12 protein-coding genes and 1 pseudogene are annotated in these 18798 nt (G+C 60.1%); 11 read left to right on the top strand and 2 right to left on the bottom strand.

Annotated elements, in window-relative coordinates; genetic code table 11:
- The first annotated feature begins 29 nt into the window (after positions 1-29).
- The 7 genes from waaF (at position 30) to D3M70_RS22405 (ending at position 7112) form a co-directional block, all read left to right on the top strand.
- Positions 30-1064, top strand: a complete 1035-nt coding sequence (gene waaF, locus D3M70_RS22435; RefSeq protein WP_120127825.1) for a lipopolysaccharide heptosyltransferase II — start codon at positions 30-32, stop codon at positions 1062-1064.
- Position 1065: 1 nt separating this feature from the next.
- On the top strand, positions 1066-2133 hold the full coding sequence (gene waaC / locus D3M70_RS22430) for a lipopolysaccharide heptosyltransferase I (RefSeq protein WP_120127824.1): 1068 nt from the start codon (positions 1066-1068) through the stop codon (positions 2131-2133).
- Positions 2133-3257: a glycosyltransferase family 4 protein gene (locus D3M70_RS22425; RefSeq protein WP_120127823.1), complete on the top strand. Its 1125-nt coding sequence runs from the start codon at positions 2133-2135 to the stop codon at positions 3255-3257. Before waaC ends, D3M70_RS22425 begins: the two co-directional genes overlap by 1 nt.
- A complete protein-coding gene (gene rfaP / locus D3M70_RS22420) occupies positions 3254-4060 on the top strand; it encodes a lipopolysaccharide core heptose(I) kinase RfaP (protein ID WP_120127822.1) in 807 nt (268 codons plus the stop codon). Before D3M70_RS22425 ends, rfaP begins: the two co-directional genes overlap by 4 nt.
- Positions 4060-4794: a lipopolysaccharide kinase InaA family protein gene (locus tag D3M70_RS22415; RefSeq protein ID WP_120127821.1), complete on the top strand. Its 735-nt coding sequence runs from the start codon at positions 4060-4062 to the stop codon at positions 4792-4794. Before rfaP ends, D3M70_RS22415 begins: the two co-directional genes overlap by 1 nt.
- Complete coding sequence (locus D3M70_RS22410; RefSeq protein ID WP_120127820.1) at positions 4791-5546, top strand: lipopolysaccharide kinase InaA family protein; 756 nt, start codon at positions 4791-4793, stop codon at positions 5544-5546. Before D3M70_RS22415 ends, D3M70_RS22410 begins: the two co-directional genes overlap by 4 nt.
- Positions 5547-5672: 126 nt before the next feature.
- Complete coding sequence (locus tag D3M70_RS22405; protein WP_120127819.1) at positions 5673-7112, top strand: lipopolysaccharide kinase InaA family protein; 1440 nt, start codon at positions 5673-5675, stop codon at positions 7110-7112.
- 56 nt (positions 7113-7168) lie between these two features.
- Here D3M70_RS22405 and D3M70_RS33575 read toward each other — a convergent pair.
- Both D3M70_RS33575 and D3M70_RS22400 read right to left on the bottom strand, forming a co-directional pair.
- Positions 7169-8454, bottom strand: a pseudogene (locus tag D3M70_RS33575) (membrane-targeted effector domain-containing toxin); the annotation flags it as partial.
- A 1-nt stretch (position 8455) separates the two neighbouring features.
- Positions 8456-13255 (bottom strand): membrane-targeted effector domain-containing toxin (locus tag D3M70_RS22400; RefSeq protein WP_256659954.1); only part of this gene is annotated, 4800 nt, incomplete at its 3' end.
- 336 nt (positions 13256-13591) lie between these two features.
- Between D3M70_RS22400 and D3M70_RS22395 the strand changes: the two genes are divergently transcribed.
- From D3M70_RS22395 to D3M70_RS22380, 4 genes are read left to right on the top strand one after another with little or no spacing between them, the layout of a single operon-like run.
- Positions 13592-15349 carry a carbamoyltransferase gene (locus D3M70_RS22395; RefSeq protein WP_120127817.1) on the top strand — a complete coding sequence of 586 codons (1758 nt, stop codon included), beginning with the start codon at positions 13592-13594 and terminating at the stop codon, positions 15347-15349.
- Positions 15333-16463: a glycosyltransferase gene (locus tag D3M70_RS22390; RefSeq protein ID WP_120127816.1), complete on the top strand. Its 1131-nt coding sequence runs from the start codon at positions 15333-15335 to the stop codon at positions 16461-16463. The genes D3M70_RS22395 and D3M70_RS22390 overlap by 17 nt, the downstream gene beginning before the upstream one ends.
- Positions 16463-17359, top strand: coding sequence for an antimicrobial resistance protein Mig-14 (locus D3M70_RS22385; protein ID WP_120127815.1), 897 nt, complete (start codon positions 16463-16465; stop codon positions 17357-17359). Before D3M70_RS22390 ends, D3M70_RS22385 begins: the two co-directional genes overlap by 1 nt.
- Complete coding sequence (locus D3M70_RS22380; RefSeq protein WP_165869881.1) at positions 17356-18765, top strand: PIG-L deacetylase family protein; 1410 nt, start codon at positions 17356-17358, stop codon at positions 18763-18765. Before D3M70_RS22385 ends, D3M70_RS22380 begins: the two co-directional genes overlap by 4 nt.
- Positions 18766-18798: the final 33 nt, after the last annotated feature.

Raw genomic sequence — 18798 nt, 5'->3', positions numbered from 1 at the left:
GCTCGTTTCTGGTCGTTTTTGGATTGAGCATGAGAATTCTGATCGTTGGGCCCAGCTGGGTCGGTGACATGGTGATGGCGCAGACGCTGTTCCAGTGCCTGAAACAGCGCCACCCGCAATGCGAGATCGATGTGCTGGCGCCCGAGTGGAGCCGGCCAATCCTCGAGCGCATGCCAGAGGTGCGCAAGGCCTTGAGCTTTCCGCTGGGCCACGGCGCACTGGAACTGGCGACCCGCCGTCGTATCGGCAAATCCCTGAAAGGACAGTACGACCAGGCGATTCTGCTGCCCAACTCCTTGAAGTCGGCGCTGGTACCCTTTTTCGCCGGCATCCCCAAACGTACAGGCTGGCGTGGCGAGTTTCGCTACGGCCTGCTCAACGACGTACGCACGCTCGACAAACAGCACTATCCGCTGATGATCGAACGTTTCATGGCCCTGGCCTACGACAAAGGCGTTGAAATCCCGCGTCCGTACCCCAAACCCAGCCTTCGGATCGAAACCGCTAGCCGTGACGCCGCGCTCGCCAAGTTCGGCTTGAGCCTGGACCGTCCCGTATTGGCGCTATGTCCGGGTGCCGAGTTCGGCGAGTCCAAACGCTGGCCTTCGGAGCACTACGCCAAGGTTGCAGAGGCGAAGATCCGCGAAGGCTGGCAGGTCTGGCTGTTCGGCTCGAAGAACGATCATCCGGTAGGTGAAAGCATTCGCGAGCGGTTGATTCCGGGCCTGCGCGAAGAGTCCGTAAATCTAAGTGGCGGCACGTCCCTGGCCGAGGCCATCGACTTGTTGTCCTGTGCCGACGCGGTGGTCTCCAATGACTCCGGCCTGATGCACGTTGCCGCAGCGCTCAATCGCCCGCTGGTGGCGGTGTATGGTTCTACCTCGCCGGGCTTTACGCCTCCCCTGGCCGATCATGTCGAAATCGTCCAGCTCGGCATCGAGTGCAGCCCGTGTTTTGATCGCACCTGCCGTTTCGGTCACTACAATTGCCTGCGTCTGCTGGAGCCCGATTCGGTCATTCAGGCCCTGAGCCAGTTGAGCGGCTCCCCGGTAGAGGTTGCCTGACTTGCGGGTGCTGCTGATCAAGACCTCGTCGCTGGGTGACGTCATTCATACCCTGCCTGCACTGACAGACGCGATGCGCGCATTGCCAGGCATCCAGTTCGACTGGGTCGTGGAAGAAGGCTTCGCCGAGATTCCGACTTGGCACCCCGCGGTGGCCGGGGTGATTCCGGTGGCGATTCGTCGCTGGCGCAAGAACCTTTGGCAGACCTTCAAGAATGGCGAATGGCGCCGCTTCAAACAGCGTCTGCGCGACACGCAGTACGATCTGGTGATCGACGCCCAGGGTCTGCTGAAAAGCGCCTGGCTGACGCGCTACGTCAAAGCGCCCATCGTCGGTCTGGACAAGCATTCCGCTCGCGAGCCCCTGGCCGCACGTTTTTATGATCGTGCGTTCCCTGTTGCCCGTGGTCAGCACGCGGTCGAGCGCTTGCGCCAGTTGTTCGCTCAGACGCTGGGCTATGAAGTTCCTGCGGGACTTGGCGACTACGGGCTCGACCGCAGCCGCTTGCTTGATGCAGGCACCCATGAATCCCCCTTCGTGCTGTTTCTGCACGGCACGACCTGGGCCACCAAACACTGGCCGGAGCTGTACTGGCGCCAGTTGGCCGAGCGCATGATCGGGCAGGGGCTGGAGGTGCATCTGCCGTGGGGCAATCCGGCAGAGAAAGCGCGCGCCGAACGCATTGCCGCAGGGCTTGATAAAGTGCTCGTGCTGCCCAAACTCAATCTCAAGGGCGTCGCCAAAGTGTTGGCCAACGCGCAGGGTTGCGTGGCGGTGGATACCGGGCTGGGGCACTTGGCCGCCGCGCTGGACGTCCCGACCCTGTCACTGTTCGGCCCGACCAATCCGGGCCTGACCGGTGCCTATGGCAAGTCGCAGGTTCATCTGGCGGGCGATTACCCGGCCTGTGCGCCGTGCCTGCAAAAGAAATGCACCTATCAACCGACGCCCGAAGACAGGCGTCGGTTCGATATCGAACGCGAGTGGCCACTGTGCTTCACTCGCCTGAATCCCGAGCGAGTAGCGAGCCAGTTGGGTTCGCTGTTGCTGGCAAAGGAACATTCGTGATGCAACTGGCCTTCGTGCTTTATAAATACTTCCCCTTCGGTGGCCTGCAGCGTGACTTCATGCGCATTGCCCTGGAGTGTCAGCAGCGTGGGCATTCGATCCGCGTGTACACCCTTATCTGGGAAGGCGACGTGCCGCCAGGCTTCGAAGTGCTGGTAGCGCCGGTCAAGGCGATCTTCAACCATCGGCGCAACGAGAAACTCACCGACTGGATGAACGCCGACCTGGCCAAGCGCCCTGTGGATCGTCTGATCGGCTTCAACAAGATGCCGGGTCTGGATGTCTACTACGCCGCCGATGGCTGTTACGAAGACAAGGCGCAGAACCTGCGCCACGGGCTGTACAAATACTGGGGCCGCTATCGCCACTTCGCCGACTACGAGCGGGCGGTGTTCGCCAAAGACGCCAAGACTGAAGTGCTGATGATTTCCGAAGTGCAGCAACCGCTGTTCATCAAGCATTACGACACCCCGCTGGAACGTTTTCATCTGCTGCCGCCGGGGATTTCCCAAGACCGTCGCGCGCCGGATAACGCGTCCGAGATTCGCGCTGAATTCCGCCGTGAGTTCAAGTTGAGTGATGACGACCTGTTGCTGGTGCAGATCGGTTCCGGGTTCAAGACCAAGGGCGTCGATCGCAGCCTGAAAGCGCTGGCGGCGTTGCCCTCGGAGCTGAAAAAGCGCACACGGCTGTTTGTCATCGGCCAGGACGACCCCAAGGTTTTCCAGATGCAAAGCACCGCGCTTGGCCTGAGCGACAACGTCACTTTCATGAAAGGGCGCAGCGACATTCCGCGTTTCCTGTTGGGGGCCGATCTATTGATTCATCCGGCCTACAACGAGAACACAGGCACTGTGTTGCTTGAAGCGCTGGTTGCAGGGTTGCCGGTGCTGGTCAGTGCAGTGTGCGGCTATGCGCATTACATCGCCGAGGCCGACAGCGGTCTGGTGCTCGACGAGCCGTTCGAGCAGAACCAGCTCAATCAATACCTGGCCCGCATGCTCAAGGACGATGCCGCGCGCGGTTCCTGGGCTCGCAACGGGCTGGCATTCGCCGACACGGCTGATCTTTACAGCATGCCGCAGCACGCTGCGGATGTGATTCTGGCGGAGCACCACGGATGAAACTGATCCTTGCTGAACCCTTCAAGACCCTGTGGGCCGGACGCGATGCGTTTGAGGCTGTCGAGGCGCTGGACGGGCAGGTCTATCGGGAATTGGAAAACCGTCGCACCTTGCGCACCGAGGTCGACGGGCGCGGTTACTTCGTCAAGATCCACCGTGGCATCGGTTGGGGCGAAGTCGCCAAGAACCTGCTGACGGCCAAACTGCCAGTGCTGGGCGCCAGGCAGGAGTGGGACGCGATCAATCGTCTTCACGAAGTCGGCGTGCCTACCATGACCGCCGTGGCCTATGGCGAGCGAGGAAACAATCCGGCCGCGCAGCATTCGTTCATCATCACCGAAGAGCTGGCGCCGACAGAAAGCCTGGAAGACGTCAGCATCAACTGGGTAAAACAGCCGCCCGAGTCGCGCATGAAACGGGCTTACATCGCCGAAGTGGCGCGTCTCGTGGGGATGATGCACCGCGCTGGCGTCAATCACCGCGACTGCTACATTTGCCATTTTCTGCTGCACACCGACAAGCCGGTGACGCCCGACGATTTCAAGCTCTCGGTCATCGACTTGCACCGCGCACAGACCCGCCCCGCGATTACCATGCGCTGGCGCAACAAGGACCTGGCTGCGCTGTACTTCTCAGCCATGGACATCGGGCTGACGCGTCGCGACAAACTGCGCTTTCTCAAAGGCTATTTTCAGCAGCCGCTGCGCCAGATTCTGGCCGAAGAAGCCGCGCTGCTGAGCTGGCTGGAAGGCAAGGCCGACAAGCTCTATCAGCGCAAACTGCGTTACGGGGATGCGCTCTGATGGCGGGTTGGAAACTTGAGCCTGAGTACGCTGCGCTGGGTGAAGATTTCGGTTCGCTGGATGCGGTTTTCGCTTTGCAGGGCGAGCGCCTGACCCGTGATCCGTTGTCGGAAGTGATCCGGGTCGAGCGTGACGGCGTGAACTACTACGTCAAACGTTACGTGGCGGCGGGTAAGGGGCTGCGGCGCTACCTGGGCCGTCCTCGGGTCAAGTCCGAATGGCAGAACCTCAAGCGTTTCGCCAAATGGGGAATCCCGACCGCCGAGTTGGTGGCCTGGGGGCTGGAACGCAATGGCGCGTCTTATGATCGTGGCGCGCTGATCACCCGGGAGCTGCCCCGCACCGAGGATCTCTCGGAGCTGGCCAGAACCAACGATCCGCGTCTGGGCGATCGTTCCTGGGTCGACCGCATCAGCCAGCAGGTGGCGCGTTACACGCGTACGATGCATGACCACCACTTCACCCATAACGACCTGAAGTGGCGCAACCTGCTGGTAGACGATCAATCGACGGTGTTTCTGATCGACTGTCCCAACGGTGCGTTCTGGGTCAGCTTCATGCTGCGCTATCGCATCACCAAGGACCTGGCGTGTCTGGACAAGGTTGCCAAATATCACCTGTCCGCCACCCAGCGCCTGCGCTTCTATCTGCAATACCGTGGGCGCCAGCGCCTGAATGACTCAGACAAGAAGCGCATTCGACATATCGTCAGCTTTTTCGAGGGACGCGAATGAGTGTTTTCATTGCCGATGCAGACCGCGCCTTGCTCGAGCGCCACGGGCTGGCTGATTTCGATTCATTGTGGGAAGTCGAGCTCGACGCGGTCGACGAGCCCAACACCGGCCGTGGTGGCTGGAGCAGCGTATTTCGTCTGGAGCTCGAAGGCTCGGGTTACTACCTCAAGCGCCAGAGCAACTACCTGACCCGGACCTTGCACCACCCGCTGGGCGAGCCTTCGTTTTCTCGCGAATTTCGCAACATCAGCCTGTATCAGAAGCTCGGCATTCCGGCGCTGCATGCGGTGTTCTATGGCGAAAAGAAAGTCGAAGGCGAGCGTCGTGCGATCCTGATGACCCGCGCGCTCGATGGCTGGACCGATCTGGACACGTTGCTGACCGAGTGGTCGCAGTTGTCCGCGACGGAGCGTCTTGCGATTCTGCAGGCCTGCGGTGAACTGGCGCGCACGCTGCACAAGGCCGGTCAGGTGCACGGTTGCTTTTATCCCAAGCACATTTTTCTCAAGCCTCGAGGTGGCGCCTATCTGGCGCAACTGATCGATCTGGAAAAAACCCGCAAGTCGATCTTCGGTCGGCGTGACCGCGTCAAGGACCTGGAGCCGCTACTGCGCCGGGCGCCGGTCTGGAACGAGGCGGAAATTCGCGAGATGCTCTCGGCCTACGTACAGGCCCCTGGCGACAGCGGGCTGGTGGATGCCTGGTGGCAGCGGCTGGCAAAGCGCGGTAGTCATAAACGTAGTAGCCGGTAAGTTTCCTGCTCGGGCACAGGACGCAGTCGATCTTTTCTGGCCGCAGGCGCGCCCTGCGGGCAGAAGCGAGATCGTATGAGTCCGGGCGATCCGCGTTTAAGTCAAGATTGATAAAAGAGGGCGCCGATGCGTTTGTCTGAACTGAAAAACGCCGGTCGTACACCAGCGCTGCCCATGAGCATTACGCTGGCGGATGCGGCGGGTTCTGCCGAGTTGCAACTGCTCAGCCTATTGCGGGTTTTACCGGGGCAGCGCTATGTGGGCGCCGGGATCTGGCGCGGGCGTCCGGTCCTTGCCAAATTGCTGGTAGGGCACAAGGCCCCTCGCCACTTTCAGCGTGAGCGCGCCGGTGTGCAGCTGCTGGCCGAGCAGGGTCTGACGACCCCACTGTTACTGGCTGAAGGGCTGCAGGATGGCGAGGGCGGCTGGCTGCTGTTCGAGTTCCTGGACCAGGCCCGCAGTCTGGGCGATGAGTGGAAGTCGGTCGAGCACCTGCCACCGCTGGCGGATGAGCAATCCGTTGTTCTGGGCGAAGCGCTTGCCGCTGTGGGTCAGATGCACGCCAAAGGTATCTGGCAGGAAGACCTGCATCTGGACAATCTGCTGCGTCAGGACGGCAAACTGTATTTGATCGACGGCGACGGGATACGCGTCGAGCAGGCGGGCAAGCCGCTGTCTCGCCAGAAGGTCCTGGAAAACCTTGGCGTGTTCTTCGCTCAGTTGCCCAAATCCCTTGAGCCTTTCACGGAAGAGTTGCTGGTCTATTACCTGTTGAGCAACGGCGAGCACGGTCTGCCTGTCGAGGCGCTGCAAAAGCAGATCGACAAGGTGAGCAATTGGCGCCTGAAGGACTACCTGATCAAGGTCGGACGTGATTGCAGCCTGTTCAGCGTATCGGACGGGCCATTCAGCCTGCGTGCGATTCGGCGTGAAGAGGAAGCCGCGATGCTTGCGGTGCTGGCGAACGCCGACTCGTTGATCGACAGCGGCCACCTGTACAAGACTGGCGGAGCGGCGAGCGTGGCGAAAGCAGACGTCGCGGGCCGCGAACTGGTGATCAAACGTTACAACATCAAGAACTTTACCCACTGGCTAAAGCGTTTCTGGCGCCCAAGCCGTGCATGGCATTCATGGCGCGAAGGCAACCGGTTGATGTTCCTCGGCATCGCCACGCCCAGGCCGCTGGCCGTATTGGAACAGCGTTTTTTCTGGCTGCGCCGCAAAGCGTACCTGGTCACTGAGTACCTGCCGGGACCTGACATCATCGAGCGTTTTGCGCCGTACGTAGCGTCCGGGGATGCACCGCAAAGCGAGTTGCAAGCGCTGGATACGCTGTTTGCCCAGTTGCTGCGCGAGCGCATCAGTCATGGCGACCTGAAAGGGCACAACGTGTTCTGGCAGCAGGATCGCTGGGCGCTGATCGATCTCGACGCGATGTGTCAGCACACCTCGCCAGGCGCGTTCGCCACAGCCTTCGCCAAGGATCGCGCGCGCTTCATGCGCAATTGGCCGCAAGACAGTGCGCTGCACCAGTTGCTGGAGCAGCGCTTGCCCAAAGCCCCCTAGGGTTATCCGTTGCAAAGGGCAGCCGGGGTGCGGCTGCTCTTTGCGGGATGTCGCGTTTATGCCACGCGCGTGAGATTGATTTCTTCGAGTGCCTCTACCAGCGCATCGATGTCGTCGAAGAGCTTGAGGTGAATCGTACTCCAGGACGAGCGGTCCACATACACCTTACCGTCGGCACTGAGCTGGACCTGAGTGCGATGGATCGCATTGTCTCGAGATCTGTGGATGATGAAATGCAGATTGTCCGGTTCCTGCTCGGTCAAGAACATGCCAGGTCTCGACAGGCGTGTTTCCAGCGGCAGCGGCTGTGCAGGTCTGATCAGGACAGGTGTTCTCTGAACTTCTAGCTCTACCAGGAAATCGCCCTTGAGCCTCTGGTTTCCACCGCTCAGAGGCAGGCGTACGTCCTCACCTGCATCCACGGTAATACCTCGCGAGGTTCCGGGAGAGACGTCCACTACGCGAAGGCCGATAGCGCCCTCCAGCTCGGAAAGTCCGGGGACCTGATTGGCATAAGTGTTGGAATGACTGTTACCCACAAGAGCCACCCACTTGTGCTCGCCGATCACTGTCTGATGCTTGCGAATGGTGCGTGACGCGAAGTAACTCATGAGCTGTTGCCGAGTCGTAGGTGTCTCCCGGCGAATGCCCTTCAGGTGATAGCTCGCGGCGCAATCGATGCCACGAATTTCAACGCCCTGTTGCTGCGCCTTTATGAGCAGTTTTTCGAAGGTGTACACCTTCGCCGGATCAGTCAGATGCCCGCGATCCAGGACTCTGATGTCATTGAGCAGCTGCGTGCTCATCTGTCCGGTTTCAAAGAAATGATCCAGATGCGTCTGATGAACGTCCGTCAGTAAGTGCTCGATGTAGAGGGTTTTCACCTCCAGTTGCGCCAGTTTCGGCAGGTTGTCGATGATGAATTTCTTGCTGGCTATCGAATCATGAAATTCACCGATAACCATGCCGTTGGTTTTTTCATACAGGCGCTCGATAAACTGCGCCGCATCAGGCGGCGGCTCGACAGCGGGCATCGCTGGACGAGGGGGCAGGTCGGCCAATACCACGCTGCGAGCGTCGTTTTGTAACTTCGCGCGGATCTGGAAGAAACGCTCTCGAACCGATATCAGGTCGGGTTCGAAGAAAAAGTACTCCTCGTCCAGGCCCTTCCGATGGGCGTAGATCAGCTCGTGCAAAGTGTCTCGGTATTTGAGCGGCATTTCATAGGATGCGTCGGAAAGCGATTGCTGGAGTGCCGTCGGCGAGCTATCGGCAAGCCACTCTTGAGGAGCAACATTCTGCCAGCCGGAGGTGTCGTCCCAGCGCATGCCCGTGTCATTCANTTCTGCTTGTTTCAGGGAGCCATCCGCTCCTCCCGTTGTCTTTGGCACAGTCACCGTTTTGTCCGAGGTGGCCGTTGCGAATTCAATCCTGAAGTCGCATGGTTCGGTACTGCTCGTCACACTGCCGGGGTCGCGGCTGATACGTGTCGTCTGGTCGGCAGCGACGTCTTCGATGTGCACACTGATCGCCCCCTCGAGTTCGGCGATTCCTGGAACCAGGTCTGAAGTGGTTGCGGTTTTCTGATCGAGCAGTGCTACCCATCGTTTCGAGGGGTCGGCCGCGACGTCGGCGGCGATAAGCTTGTGGCCGATGAAATTGCTCATTTTCTGAGGGGCCGCGGCATCTGCGGCTGCGCTCGCCACAGGATGGGCGTCAACCGGGTAGCTTACCGACGAGTTCAATGGTCGAACTTCGATACCATGTCGGTGGGCTTCCTTGATCAGGTGGTAGTAGTCGAACGTCTTGCTCGCATTGTCCAGCGTGCCTCCGTTAAGCGACTTCAGATGTTTCTTGAGCTCGTGAGAGCCGGCGCGAATGGATTTCCCTTTTGCCCGGTATTTGGCGAGCTTTCCGATATGCTTGTCAGTGAAGAGATGCGGAAGGTAAATCACCTCCACGCGCTGTTTTGCCAGTGATGGCATGTGGGTGATGAGCAAGCGTTTGCTGGCGATGGATCTGGCTGACTCGCTGAACACCAGGCCATTACTGTTGGCGAACACGCCTTCAAGAAATCCTTCGACCTCTGTCGTCGCATCCACTGCCGGGAGGGCCGGACGAACTGGCAGCGCTATAGGCTGGGCAAAAAACGCCGCGGCATCTCGATAGAGTTTCTGCCTCAGGTCGGTATATAGCTTACGCAAGGGCGCGTAGAGCGCTTCAAAATAGGCCTCCATGCCCATGTCTATCGGGTCCAGGATCTTGTCGCTCATCACGACGTAAACGTACGGCTGGGTGTGCTCAGGCAGTTCGTAGTCTTTCAGGCTATCGCTCGATGCGCGGCTTGCCGACGCTTCATCCTGCAGAGGCTTGAAGGTCCCCGGCGTATCCTTGCCACCTCCGCGCAAGCGTTCCCGACCCAGCAATTTCCATTGTTCATGTTCATCAAGCCAGACCGGTTGGCGACCGAAAAAGGCAAACGGGTTTTCCGGGTCAACGATGTACCAGTAGCGCATATTCATATCGTAATGCACCTGATAAGTCAGGTTGTTCATCTCGATGTAGCACTTTCCGTTGCTCACACTGATGCCTTTGACGTGCCCCACGGTCATGCGCGGCAGATCCTTCAGGGATAGGTTCACTACACGATCAGCGCTGACGGTGTTCGCAGTGGCTGCCAAGGTCGAGGAGGATCGGTCGCTCAACGGTTGCAGGGTGCCGTCGATATGTTTGATCGCGTACTGACCGGTGGCGTGGACTTCGCCGGAATGGGTGTTGGCGGTGCGAAATACCTGCGCGTGGCCATTGGCGTCAGGCTTTGCAATGAGCAACGGCTCACCCCGAAGCGAGACCGGGAACAGCTCACTGTGTGCCGCCAGGTCCTCTGTTGTCCGGAGCGCGGGCGGCAGGGCGCCGTTCCTTGATTCTTTGGCGAGCTTGCGTGCCAGGCCCCCGAATCCTTTCAGACCTGTAGCGAGATCACCTGCCGCACCCGCGACATTCAGCAGCGAGGCCAGAATGAGTGCACTGGCTTGATCCGGCGTGTCACCGGTGAGCGCCTGAATGGCCTTCAGTTCGTAGTGCAAAGACAATGCGACGCCTACCGCGAAGCTGGCAGGCGGAAATGGCAATGTCAGCACCGTAGCAATCAGTTCGACACTGTTCCAGACCAGACGGCTGAGCATGTCATGGCGGCTTTCTGTGGTCTCCTTGACGTCTCGCAGTTTGCGTTCGATCGGGCGGTTGAAGCAGATCTGCGCGAAGTCGGTGAATGCCTGCCTGGGGAGGAACGGCGCCTTGTTGGCGTTGCCCTCTTTCATGTCCCTGAGAAAGAACGACAAGACCCTGCGTGCCTTGATCCTGCAGCGATCCTTGTAGTAGTCGATCATGCCCGGTTCGCGGAGCGAGTCGACAAATGAGCTGAACAGCCGAAACTCGATGTGATCCGGGGCATTGGGCGTGTAGAGCAGCGCCGAGTGCTGCGTGTCGGTGGGAAGCAGCGCGTAACAGCCCTGAACGGTTTCTACGTGGATCAAGTCGGTGTTGGCAAAAACCAGTTGATCGATTCCCCCCATGTGCGAAGCGATGAAGGGCTTGTCGACATGAATCTGCAGCGGATAGATCGGGTGGCGCTTACGCAGCTCGGGTTCCAGACGGTGCGCGTTCTCACACGCCAGCTCCAGCCAGCGGTACTGCAGTGCATCGATATGTCCCTTCAACAGGCTGCGCAACGCGGCGGCCTGCATGTGCAGGCGCGTGATCAACGTGCTCGTCTGGCGGCGATAGGCATAGCCTGTGGAGTCAGTATCCAGCAACGTACGGCGAACCTGTTCCGTATAGGCATCGGCCAGCCATCTGCCACGCACTGACCCAGCGACGGCGGCTGGAGTCAGCATGCTCAGGTCGACGCCTTCCGGCCCGCTGAAGGTCGCCATCGTGTCGGCGGTCGGGTTGAGAAGGCCGATGCTGTCGTCATACCCGTTACGCATCATCCGGGTATAGGTGAGCGTCTCGCGCTCGGACCTGATGACAATATCGTCCGGGTCCACGGTGCCTGCGGGAACGTTCAATAGCTGGCATATCTTTTCGCTCGCACGGCCATGCACGTAGGCTTCGAAGTCTTGAACGCCGGTATGGGGCTGGGCCTGGTAATTGCTGATCGCGCCTTGTGCGGCATCTTCCAGCGCCACCAGTTTTTGCCTCTGCTCCTGACTGCCGCTCAAATACCATCGTGGGGTATGGGTTTCGTTCTGCGAACGGGTCACGCTGATGACCCTGTCCACCATCGAGTGCAAGCTGTTGTCGAAGCTTTGCAGCGTTGTCAGCGCGAGGAAGTCGGGAGCGGGAAACGGCTTCAGTTGAAGAGCCTGGAGCGTGGCGTCAAGGCCAGCGCGGCGGGGGACTGCCACCTGATCAAGCAAGTAAGCACTCATGTCGGGGATGGCCGTCCAGCCGACCAATTCATGGAGCAGTTGCGTTTCGCTGTTGAAACTATGGAAAAGCTGATCGCGAGGCGCATCAGCGGTAAACATGATCAAACGTTCGAGCCTGCCCAGCGGGCCTTCCTTCCTGAAAATCAGAATGCGTCCAAGAATGTCGCTGTTGTTGAGCCGGATCTGCTGGACGCTCAGGACCTCCCCGCTCGTGGCAGGTCTGGCAGCGATCAGCTTCTCGATGATGCCGAAATCATCGACGCTGACATGGTTCTGCATTCTCGCGGCGTACGCCTGCTCTTCGATCTGGATCTGCAACACCTCGCGCATGAGTTTGCGAGTGTCGGTTTTGGCGTAGGTCTTGCGCTGGTAGTCGTCGAACCGGGTTCGCAGGCTCAATGTGCCGATCAGCTCGCCCACGTAAGCTGGGGTGAGGAGGGGGTACGTGTTCGTCGCCGGCGTCCCGTCGATATCGATAATGGTGTTGCTCAGAAATTGCGAGCCTGCTTTCAGGTCGTCCGGGTGCAATCCGTAGAGGGCCAGCTGCGGTAGGCTGCGTGTGGTGGTGTAGACCTCGTCGGTTACGGGCAACGTGCGTTGAGTGCTGACCGTGATTGTCTCGGGTCGCAGGTCATAACCCAGATCATTGGCCAGACTGGCTCTGATGCAGACCTGCGCGTAATGATCGGCCGAGGTCGCACCGTTCAACACGCTGTCGAGTGCGTCGCGTGCCAGGTCGTAACGCGTCAGGCGCTGCATGTATGCCTTCAGGTCGTCCGGCGAAGCGTTTCTCATCCAGTCAGGCAGCTTCGTGCGCAACTGACGTTCGATCAGGATCTGCTCGCGCAGCGCCAGCATGCCCGAGGGGCCGAACAGCGCAGCGAGGCGAATGGCACTCTCGATCTGCCCGGCGTGAGTGTTCGGGTCTGCGCTCAATCCGGCGGCGCAGACGTAGCGCAGGTCCTCCCGTTGTTTATCGACCTGTTGCTTGAAGGCGTATTCGTACGGGTCGCCGGCAATCGGCTCCAGATGTACGTCGCTGAATTCGAACGCATCAATGAACAGGTCCGTATCGTCAGCCACCGCAAAGACGGCATCCTGGTGACGTTGATCGGCATTGATCAGCAGTGCCCGGCGAAGCTCTCCATCGTTGAGCCACTGGGCCAGGGTTTCGCACAGCGCCTTGTGTGTCGAGTACTCCGTCATGCCGCAGCCGGGTAGAGCCAACAGCGTGCGGCCTGTTCCCTCACTCATGACCAGGGCGCCCTTGATGTCCACCCAAATCTGGTCATCGAACTTCACTTGCAGTGAAAACGCTTTCGCCTGCGGTTGTGTGGTCTCGTTGTCCGCGGCTGATGAAGGAAGGCATTGCCAGGGGTTCAATCCCAATTTGCCTTCATGGGATTTGAGCACCGCTTCGTCCAACAAGGATGCTTTCAGGCTGGCCACGAACAGCGCATGACGGGTCAGTCCGCCGGCGCTGGGCGCAAGCCAGTAGTCGTCGATTGCCTTCATCAGTTTTGTGAATTCGGGTGTGATTTGCTCCTGGTTCCCGACCTTCAAGGCGTCAAGCAGGGGCTGTTGAGGTTTTGGGAGTTGCGAGGTTTCGACAGACAGGCTGGTATGCGTCTGGGCCAGGCGCCCCAGGGCGGCCGATGCGGCAAGGTGGGTAGTCGAAGGCGTTAGGCGAGTCGGGGTATAGGTCTGCATCTGGGTCCTTTCCTGATTGGCCCTTCAAACGAGGGCGTCCAAGACACGGGTGAATCCACGTGCTTCATGGTTTCAATCAATCACGGTCCCGATGGCGCGAGGGGGTAGATATGTATCGCAGGTGCCCGAACTGGAAACGAACAGGCACCGATGGCGTGCGGGCGCCTCTGGGCTGCAGGTTGGGGTGGGCGCTGAGTGACGGTTTTGTTCGCCGCGCCATATCCTCCTTCATTACGCTATAATCCCGCCCTTTAGCTGCCTGCCGCACTTGCGCCGGGCGCACCTTATTTATCAGGCGCACGACGCCTGCCTGCAGACTTAAGAGGCTAGACCCTAGTGGCATTGACGATCCTTGGCCTGTCCGGCGCCCTTAGCCATGATCCTTCCGCGGCCCTGTACATCGACGGCAAGCTGATTGCAGCGGCCGAAGAAGAGCGCTTCGTTCGTGACAAGCACGCAAAGAACCGCATGCCCTACGAGTCGGCGAAATTCTGCCTCGAACAAGCTGGCATCAAACCGTCCGATGTCGATGTGGTGGCCATCCCGTTCGCTCCGATCAGCTTGTTCGGTGAAGCTCGCTGGCACTACGCCAAGCGTTACTGGTACGCCCCGGATCGTGCGCTCGACGCCATCCTGATGGGCAACCGTCGCTACAAGCGCTATCGCAACAAGATCGTCTGGTGCCTTGAGCAACTGGGCTTCGATCCTAAAAAGATCAAGATCGAACCGGTCGAGCACCACCTGGCACACGCGTCCAGCGCCTACCACTGCTCCGGTTTCAAAGAGAAGACCGCGATCCTCGGTATCGACGGCAAGGGTGAGTACGCCACCACGTTTTTCGGCTACGGCGAAAACGGCAAGATCCACAAGATCAAGGAATTCTTCGACCCGGACTCCCTGGGCGGTCTGTACGGCGCCATTACTGAATTCCTCGGCTTCGAAATGCTCGACGGCGAATTCAAGGTCATGGGCATGGCGCCGTATGGCGACGCCAGCAAATACGACTTCTCGCGTCTGGCCAGCTTTGAAAACGGCGAACTGGTGATCAACACCGAATACGCCAACGTCATCGGCCTGCGTCGCTATAAAGAGAAGGGCAAAGGCTTCTACTTTTCTCCGAAGCTGATCGAGTGGCTGGGTCCCAAGCGCGAAGGCGACATCGCCGACGAGCCGTACATCCATTATGCGGCCAGCATGCAGGCGCTGTTCGAGAAGCTGGCGTTGCAGATGATGGATCACTATCTGGGCGACATCCTCAAGGAAACCGGCAAGATCGCCTTCGCCGGCGGCTGCGCGCTGAACGTCAAGCTGAACCAGAAGATCATCGCCCGCCCGGAAGTCAAAGAGCTGTTCGTGCAGCCCGCCTCCGGCGACGCGGGTACGGCGGTCGGTGCCGCAGCCTACGTGTCCCACGCCCGTGGGGTGCCGGTCGAGAAGATGGAACACGTCTACCTCGGCCCGTCGTACAGCAACGAAGACGTGATCGCAGCCTGTGCCCGCCACCCGAGCCAGCCAACCTGGCGCAAGCTCGAAAACATGCCGGAGCAGATCGCGAAGATCATGGTCGACGGCAACCCGGTGGCCTGGTTCCAGGGTCGCATGGAATTCGGCCCGCGCGCGCTGGGCGGTCGTTCGATCATCGGCTGCCCGAGCGTGGCTGGCGTCGCCGACCGTATCAACCACCAGATCAAGTTCCGCGAGCGCTGGAGGCCTTTCTGCCCGTCGATGCTCGACACCGTTGCACCGCAGATGATCAAGATCGATCACCCGGCGCCGTTCATGACCTTCACCTTCGAAGTCGCCGAAGAATGGAAAACCCGCGTGCCGGAAGTCGTCCATGAGGACGGCACGTCCCGTGCCCAGGTCCTCAAGCGCGAGTACAACCCGCGTTACTACGACATGATGAAGGCGCTGGAAAACCTCACCGGCAACGGCGTTTCGTTGAATACATCGCTCAACCGTCGTGGTGAGCCGATGATCTGCTCGCCGACAGACGCCCTGAACATGTTCTTCGGCTCGGACCTGCAGTACCTGATCATGGAAGACATCCTGGTGGTCAAAGACGGCGCGGACACCTATGACACGCTCGGCTGAGCGGCATGTGTTGCAGTTCTGCCACGGCTATGACGGGCCGTTTCTGGACTGCGCCCGTCAATACGCCAGCCTCTTCGCAGGCAAGGGGTACCGGGTTACCACGGTATTCCTGACCGGCGCGGCTGACCCGGACGTGGCCAACGGCTGCGCTTCGGACGAAGTGCTGTTCATGGAGTACAGCTCGAAGGCCATTCGTGGCCTGAAGCTGGGGGCGATCCGCGATCTGCGTAAGATCGCTGCTTCTCGCAACTTCGCATTCTGCATCGCGCATCGATTCAAACCGATCTACATCGCTTTGTTAGCGACTCGCTTGCCGGTCATCGGCGTACATCACGCCTTCGGCGACTATGAGCGCCGCAGCCGCAAACTCTTCGCTCACGTGTTCCGCATGCGTCTGAGCTTGCTGGGTGTGTCGGATGCGGTGCGCGACGATATGCGTAAATGCCTGCCGAAATGGCCGACCGGGCGGATCCAGACTCTCTATAACCGCATTGATGTCGATCAGCTGGCGTCGACGTTGCTATCGCGTGAGCAGGCGCGTGAAGAACTGGGTTTGTCGCAGCAGGCCTGGATCGTGGGTAACGTCGGGCGTCTGCATCCTGACAAGGATCAGGCCACGCTTCTGCGCGGCTTTGCCGAAGCTCTGCCCCGGCTGCCTGCCGACAGCCAACTGGTCGTCATAGGCAAGGGCCGTCTGGAGCAAGACCTCAAAGAGCTCGCCATGGAGCTGGGCATCGCTCCTCAGGTACTGCTGTTGGGACAGGTGCCTCAAGCGAATCGCTACTTCAAGGCGTTCGATGCGTTTGCCTTGAGCTCCGATCATGAACCGTTCGGCATGGTCCTTCTCGAAGCCATGGTGGCGGGCGTGCCGTTGATCGCTACCGCCTGTGGCGGCGCAAAGGAAGTGGTGGAGGGTGTCGGGATTCTGTTCCCCCTTGGCGACAGCGAGCATCTGGCCCAAGGACTTGTCCACTTGTCGCGACTGGACGCCGAGCAGCGTCAGTCCTGCGTCGACATGATGCAGGTACGCCTGCGCGAGCGGTTCTCCGATGATGCGGTTCGCAACGTGTTCTGGCGTTTGCCGCAAGTCACCGACCTGACTGCGGAGTCCTGATGCTCAATCGTTTTCAAGCCTGGCGTGAACGTGGCTGGACGCAGATCGACGCGGCTGCTTACCAGCAAGCCTGGCATCGCTTTGGCGGCAGCGTTGCGACTCATCCTCTGGTGATCGAGCGTCTGGCGAGCCTTGCGGATATTCCAGTGCGTTATCTGGGCTGGGAGCACAACGGCGAGCTGACCGCGGCAATCCCCACGTGGGGTCGTTCGCTGGCCTTGTCCAAGGACGTACTCAAGCGTCACGGCAAGAAAGGCCTGTTCGACCTCGGCAATGCCGAGCTGATTCTGCCGATTGCCGCCGACGCCCAAGTGCCACTGCGTCACAGTGGCCGTTACCTGTCGGAGCTGAGCCAGGGCCGAATAGCGACGCTCAAGCCGCAGGCCGAATCCCTGGCAATGGCACGCGCCCCCGAAGACCTGTCCAAGAAATTCCGCTACAACCAGCGCCGTGAGTTGCGCCTGCTCGAAGAGGCTGGCGGCGTCGTGCGTCCGATCACCGATTTCAGCAGCGCGGACATCGCGCGCATTTATTGTGATCTGTTCCAGCGCCGCTGGAGCTTCGCCGCCACTGGCGCCGAGCGTATGGCCGATGTCGTCGAGTTGTTGCGCGAGCTGTTGATCGGCTCGGTGATCCTCCTCAACGATGCGCCGATCGCCATTCAACTGGTGTATCGCGTACAAGCCCCCGAGTGGATCAGCGTCGAGTACATCAACGGAGGCGTTGATCCCGAAACCCGCGACTTCAGCCCAGGCAGCGTGTTGAGTTTTCTCAATACTCAAAGCGCCTGGGAGGACGCGCGAGCGTTGGGCAAGCCGCTGCGCTTCTCCTTTGGTCGCGCTGATCGTGAGTACAAGGATCGCTGGTGCAACCCCGTTCCGGTGTTTCAGGCTTGAGCCGCAAGCAGGAGTTGCTCAAACGCCACCGCCGCAACAAGCGCGTGGCGTTGCTGGTGGCATTGGTCGTTCTGGTGCTGCTGGGGGGCATCGTCGCCTGGTGGCTGCCGCTGTTGCTGGCCGTTCTTGGTTGGGTCGCCCACGAAGCGTGGTTCTCGGATCACTTGTTCTATTCGCCGAGCGACGACTATCAATACCAGCTACCCGCGCAAAACGAAGTGCAGGGCGTGAGGCTGCAAGGCGATCTGCTGCATCTCGATGAGCCGCTGTCGCTCGACGGCTCGGAGACGCTGGTCCTGGCGCTGGCGATCAACAGCTCGTGGCTGGGGCGTTTCTTCGATCCTTCCATCGAACTGGATGGCGAGGGCATCAGCGACAGCCAGGCTTTCGAGCGTGGCGTCAAAGGTCTGCGCTACCTCAATCTCACCGGTCTGGGAGGCGCGCTGAGTTCGGGTACGTTACGGATTCGCGGGCGTCGATGCGGTATTCAGGGACAGCCACGTCTTTGGTCGTTCCGCCATGCCGATGCCCGGCGTCAGCGTGTGATGGTCATTGCCCCTCATGCCGACGACGCCGAGCTCGCAGCATTCGGCCTGTACAGTCAGGCCGATGAAAGCTGGATCGTCACCCTGACCGCCGGCGAGATCGAAGCCGAGCACTATCAGCAGATGGGCATGGGTGGCGTCGATGCCGCGCGCATAAAAGGCCGCCTCCGTGCCTGGGACAGCATCACCGTACCGCGTTGGGCAGGGGTGCCGGAGTCTCGTTGCGTTCAGCTGGGCTATTTCTGTCTACAACTGCCCGCCATGCAGGCTGCGCCCGACCAGCCAGTTACCTCCCGCGAAGCCGACCTGGCCGATACGCGGCTTTTCCGTCAATTCAACACGATCCCGTTACCGGGAGACGTCGATGGCGCGCCTACGTGGAACAACCTGATAGCCGATCTGCGTGCTCTATTGCTGCACGCGCGACCGCAGGTATTGGTGATGCCTCACGCAACTATTGATCCACACCCGGATCACATCTGTTCGCAGGCAGCGGTCCTGGAGGCGTTGCAGGGGCTGGAGTGGCAGCCGCAAGTCGTCCTCGGCTACGCCAATCATCTGCACGACAATGATCGCTGGCCGATGGGGAACGCTTACAGCGGTGTGGCGCTGCCGCCGGTATTCGATGCGTCGCAAGCGTTGGAACCCTACAGTATCGAGCTCAATACAGAACAACAGCGAGACAAGGCCATGGCCTTGGGTATGATGCATGACTTGCAGCCACCGGCTCCGCTAAAGCGTCGAGTCAGACGATGGCTGCAGAAGGTATTGGCGGGGCGTCGCTGGCCCGCGGAAGGTGAAAACGAATTTTTCAGAAAGGCCGTGCGCCGTCACGAGCTGTTCTGGCGCAAGGAGCTCTGATTGCCCCCGACCCATGTCGGGAGGCCGGGCTGA

Origin of the sequence: Pseudomonas sp. LS-2, assembly GCF_003605735.1 — a bacterium.
Classification (GTDB): domain Bacteria; phylum Pseudomonadota; class Gammaproteobacteria; order Pseudomonadales; family Pseudomonadaceae; genus Aquipseudomonas.
This window is presented reverse-complemented; position numbering and strand designations above follow the sequence as displayed.

Coding starts and splice junctions, on each gene's coding strand:
- waaF (WP_120127825.1), top strand. CDS start 30: ATGAGAATTCTGATCGTTGGGCCCAGCTGGGTCGGTGACATGGTGATG.
- D3M70_RS22425 (WP_120127823.1), top strand. CDS start 2,133: ATGCAACTGGCCTTCGTGCTTTATAAATACTTCCCCTTCGGTGGCCTG.
- rfaP (WP_120127822.1), top strand. CDS start 3,254: ATGAAACTGATCCTTGCTGAACCCTTCAAGACCCTGTGGGCCGGACGC.
- D3M70_RS22415 (WP_120127821.1), top strand. CDS start 4,060: ATGGCGGGTTGGAAACTTGAGCCTGAGTACGCTGCGCTGGGTGAAGAT.
- D3M70_RS22410 (WP_120127820.1), top strand. CDS start 4,791: ATGAGTGTTTTCATTGCCGATGCAGACCGCGCCTTGCTCGAGCGCCAC.
- D3M70_RS22405 (WP_120127819.1), top strand. CDS start 5,673: ATGCGTTTGTCTGAACTGAAAAACGCCGGTCGTACACCAGCGCTGCCC.
- D3M70_RS22390 (WP_120127816.1), top strand. CDS start 15,333: ATGACACGCTCGGCTGAGCGGCATGTGTTGCAGTTCTGCCACGGCTAT.
- D3M70_RS22385 (WP_120127815.1), top strand. CDS start 16,463: ATGCTCAATCGTTTTCAAGCCTGGCGTGAACGTGGCTGGACGCAGATC.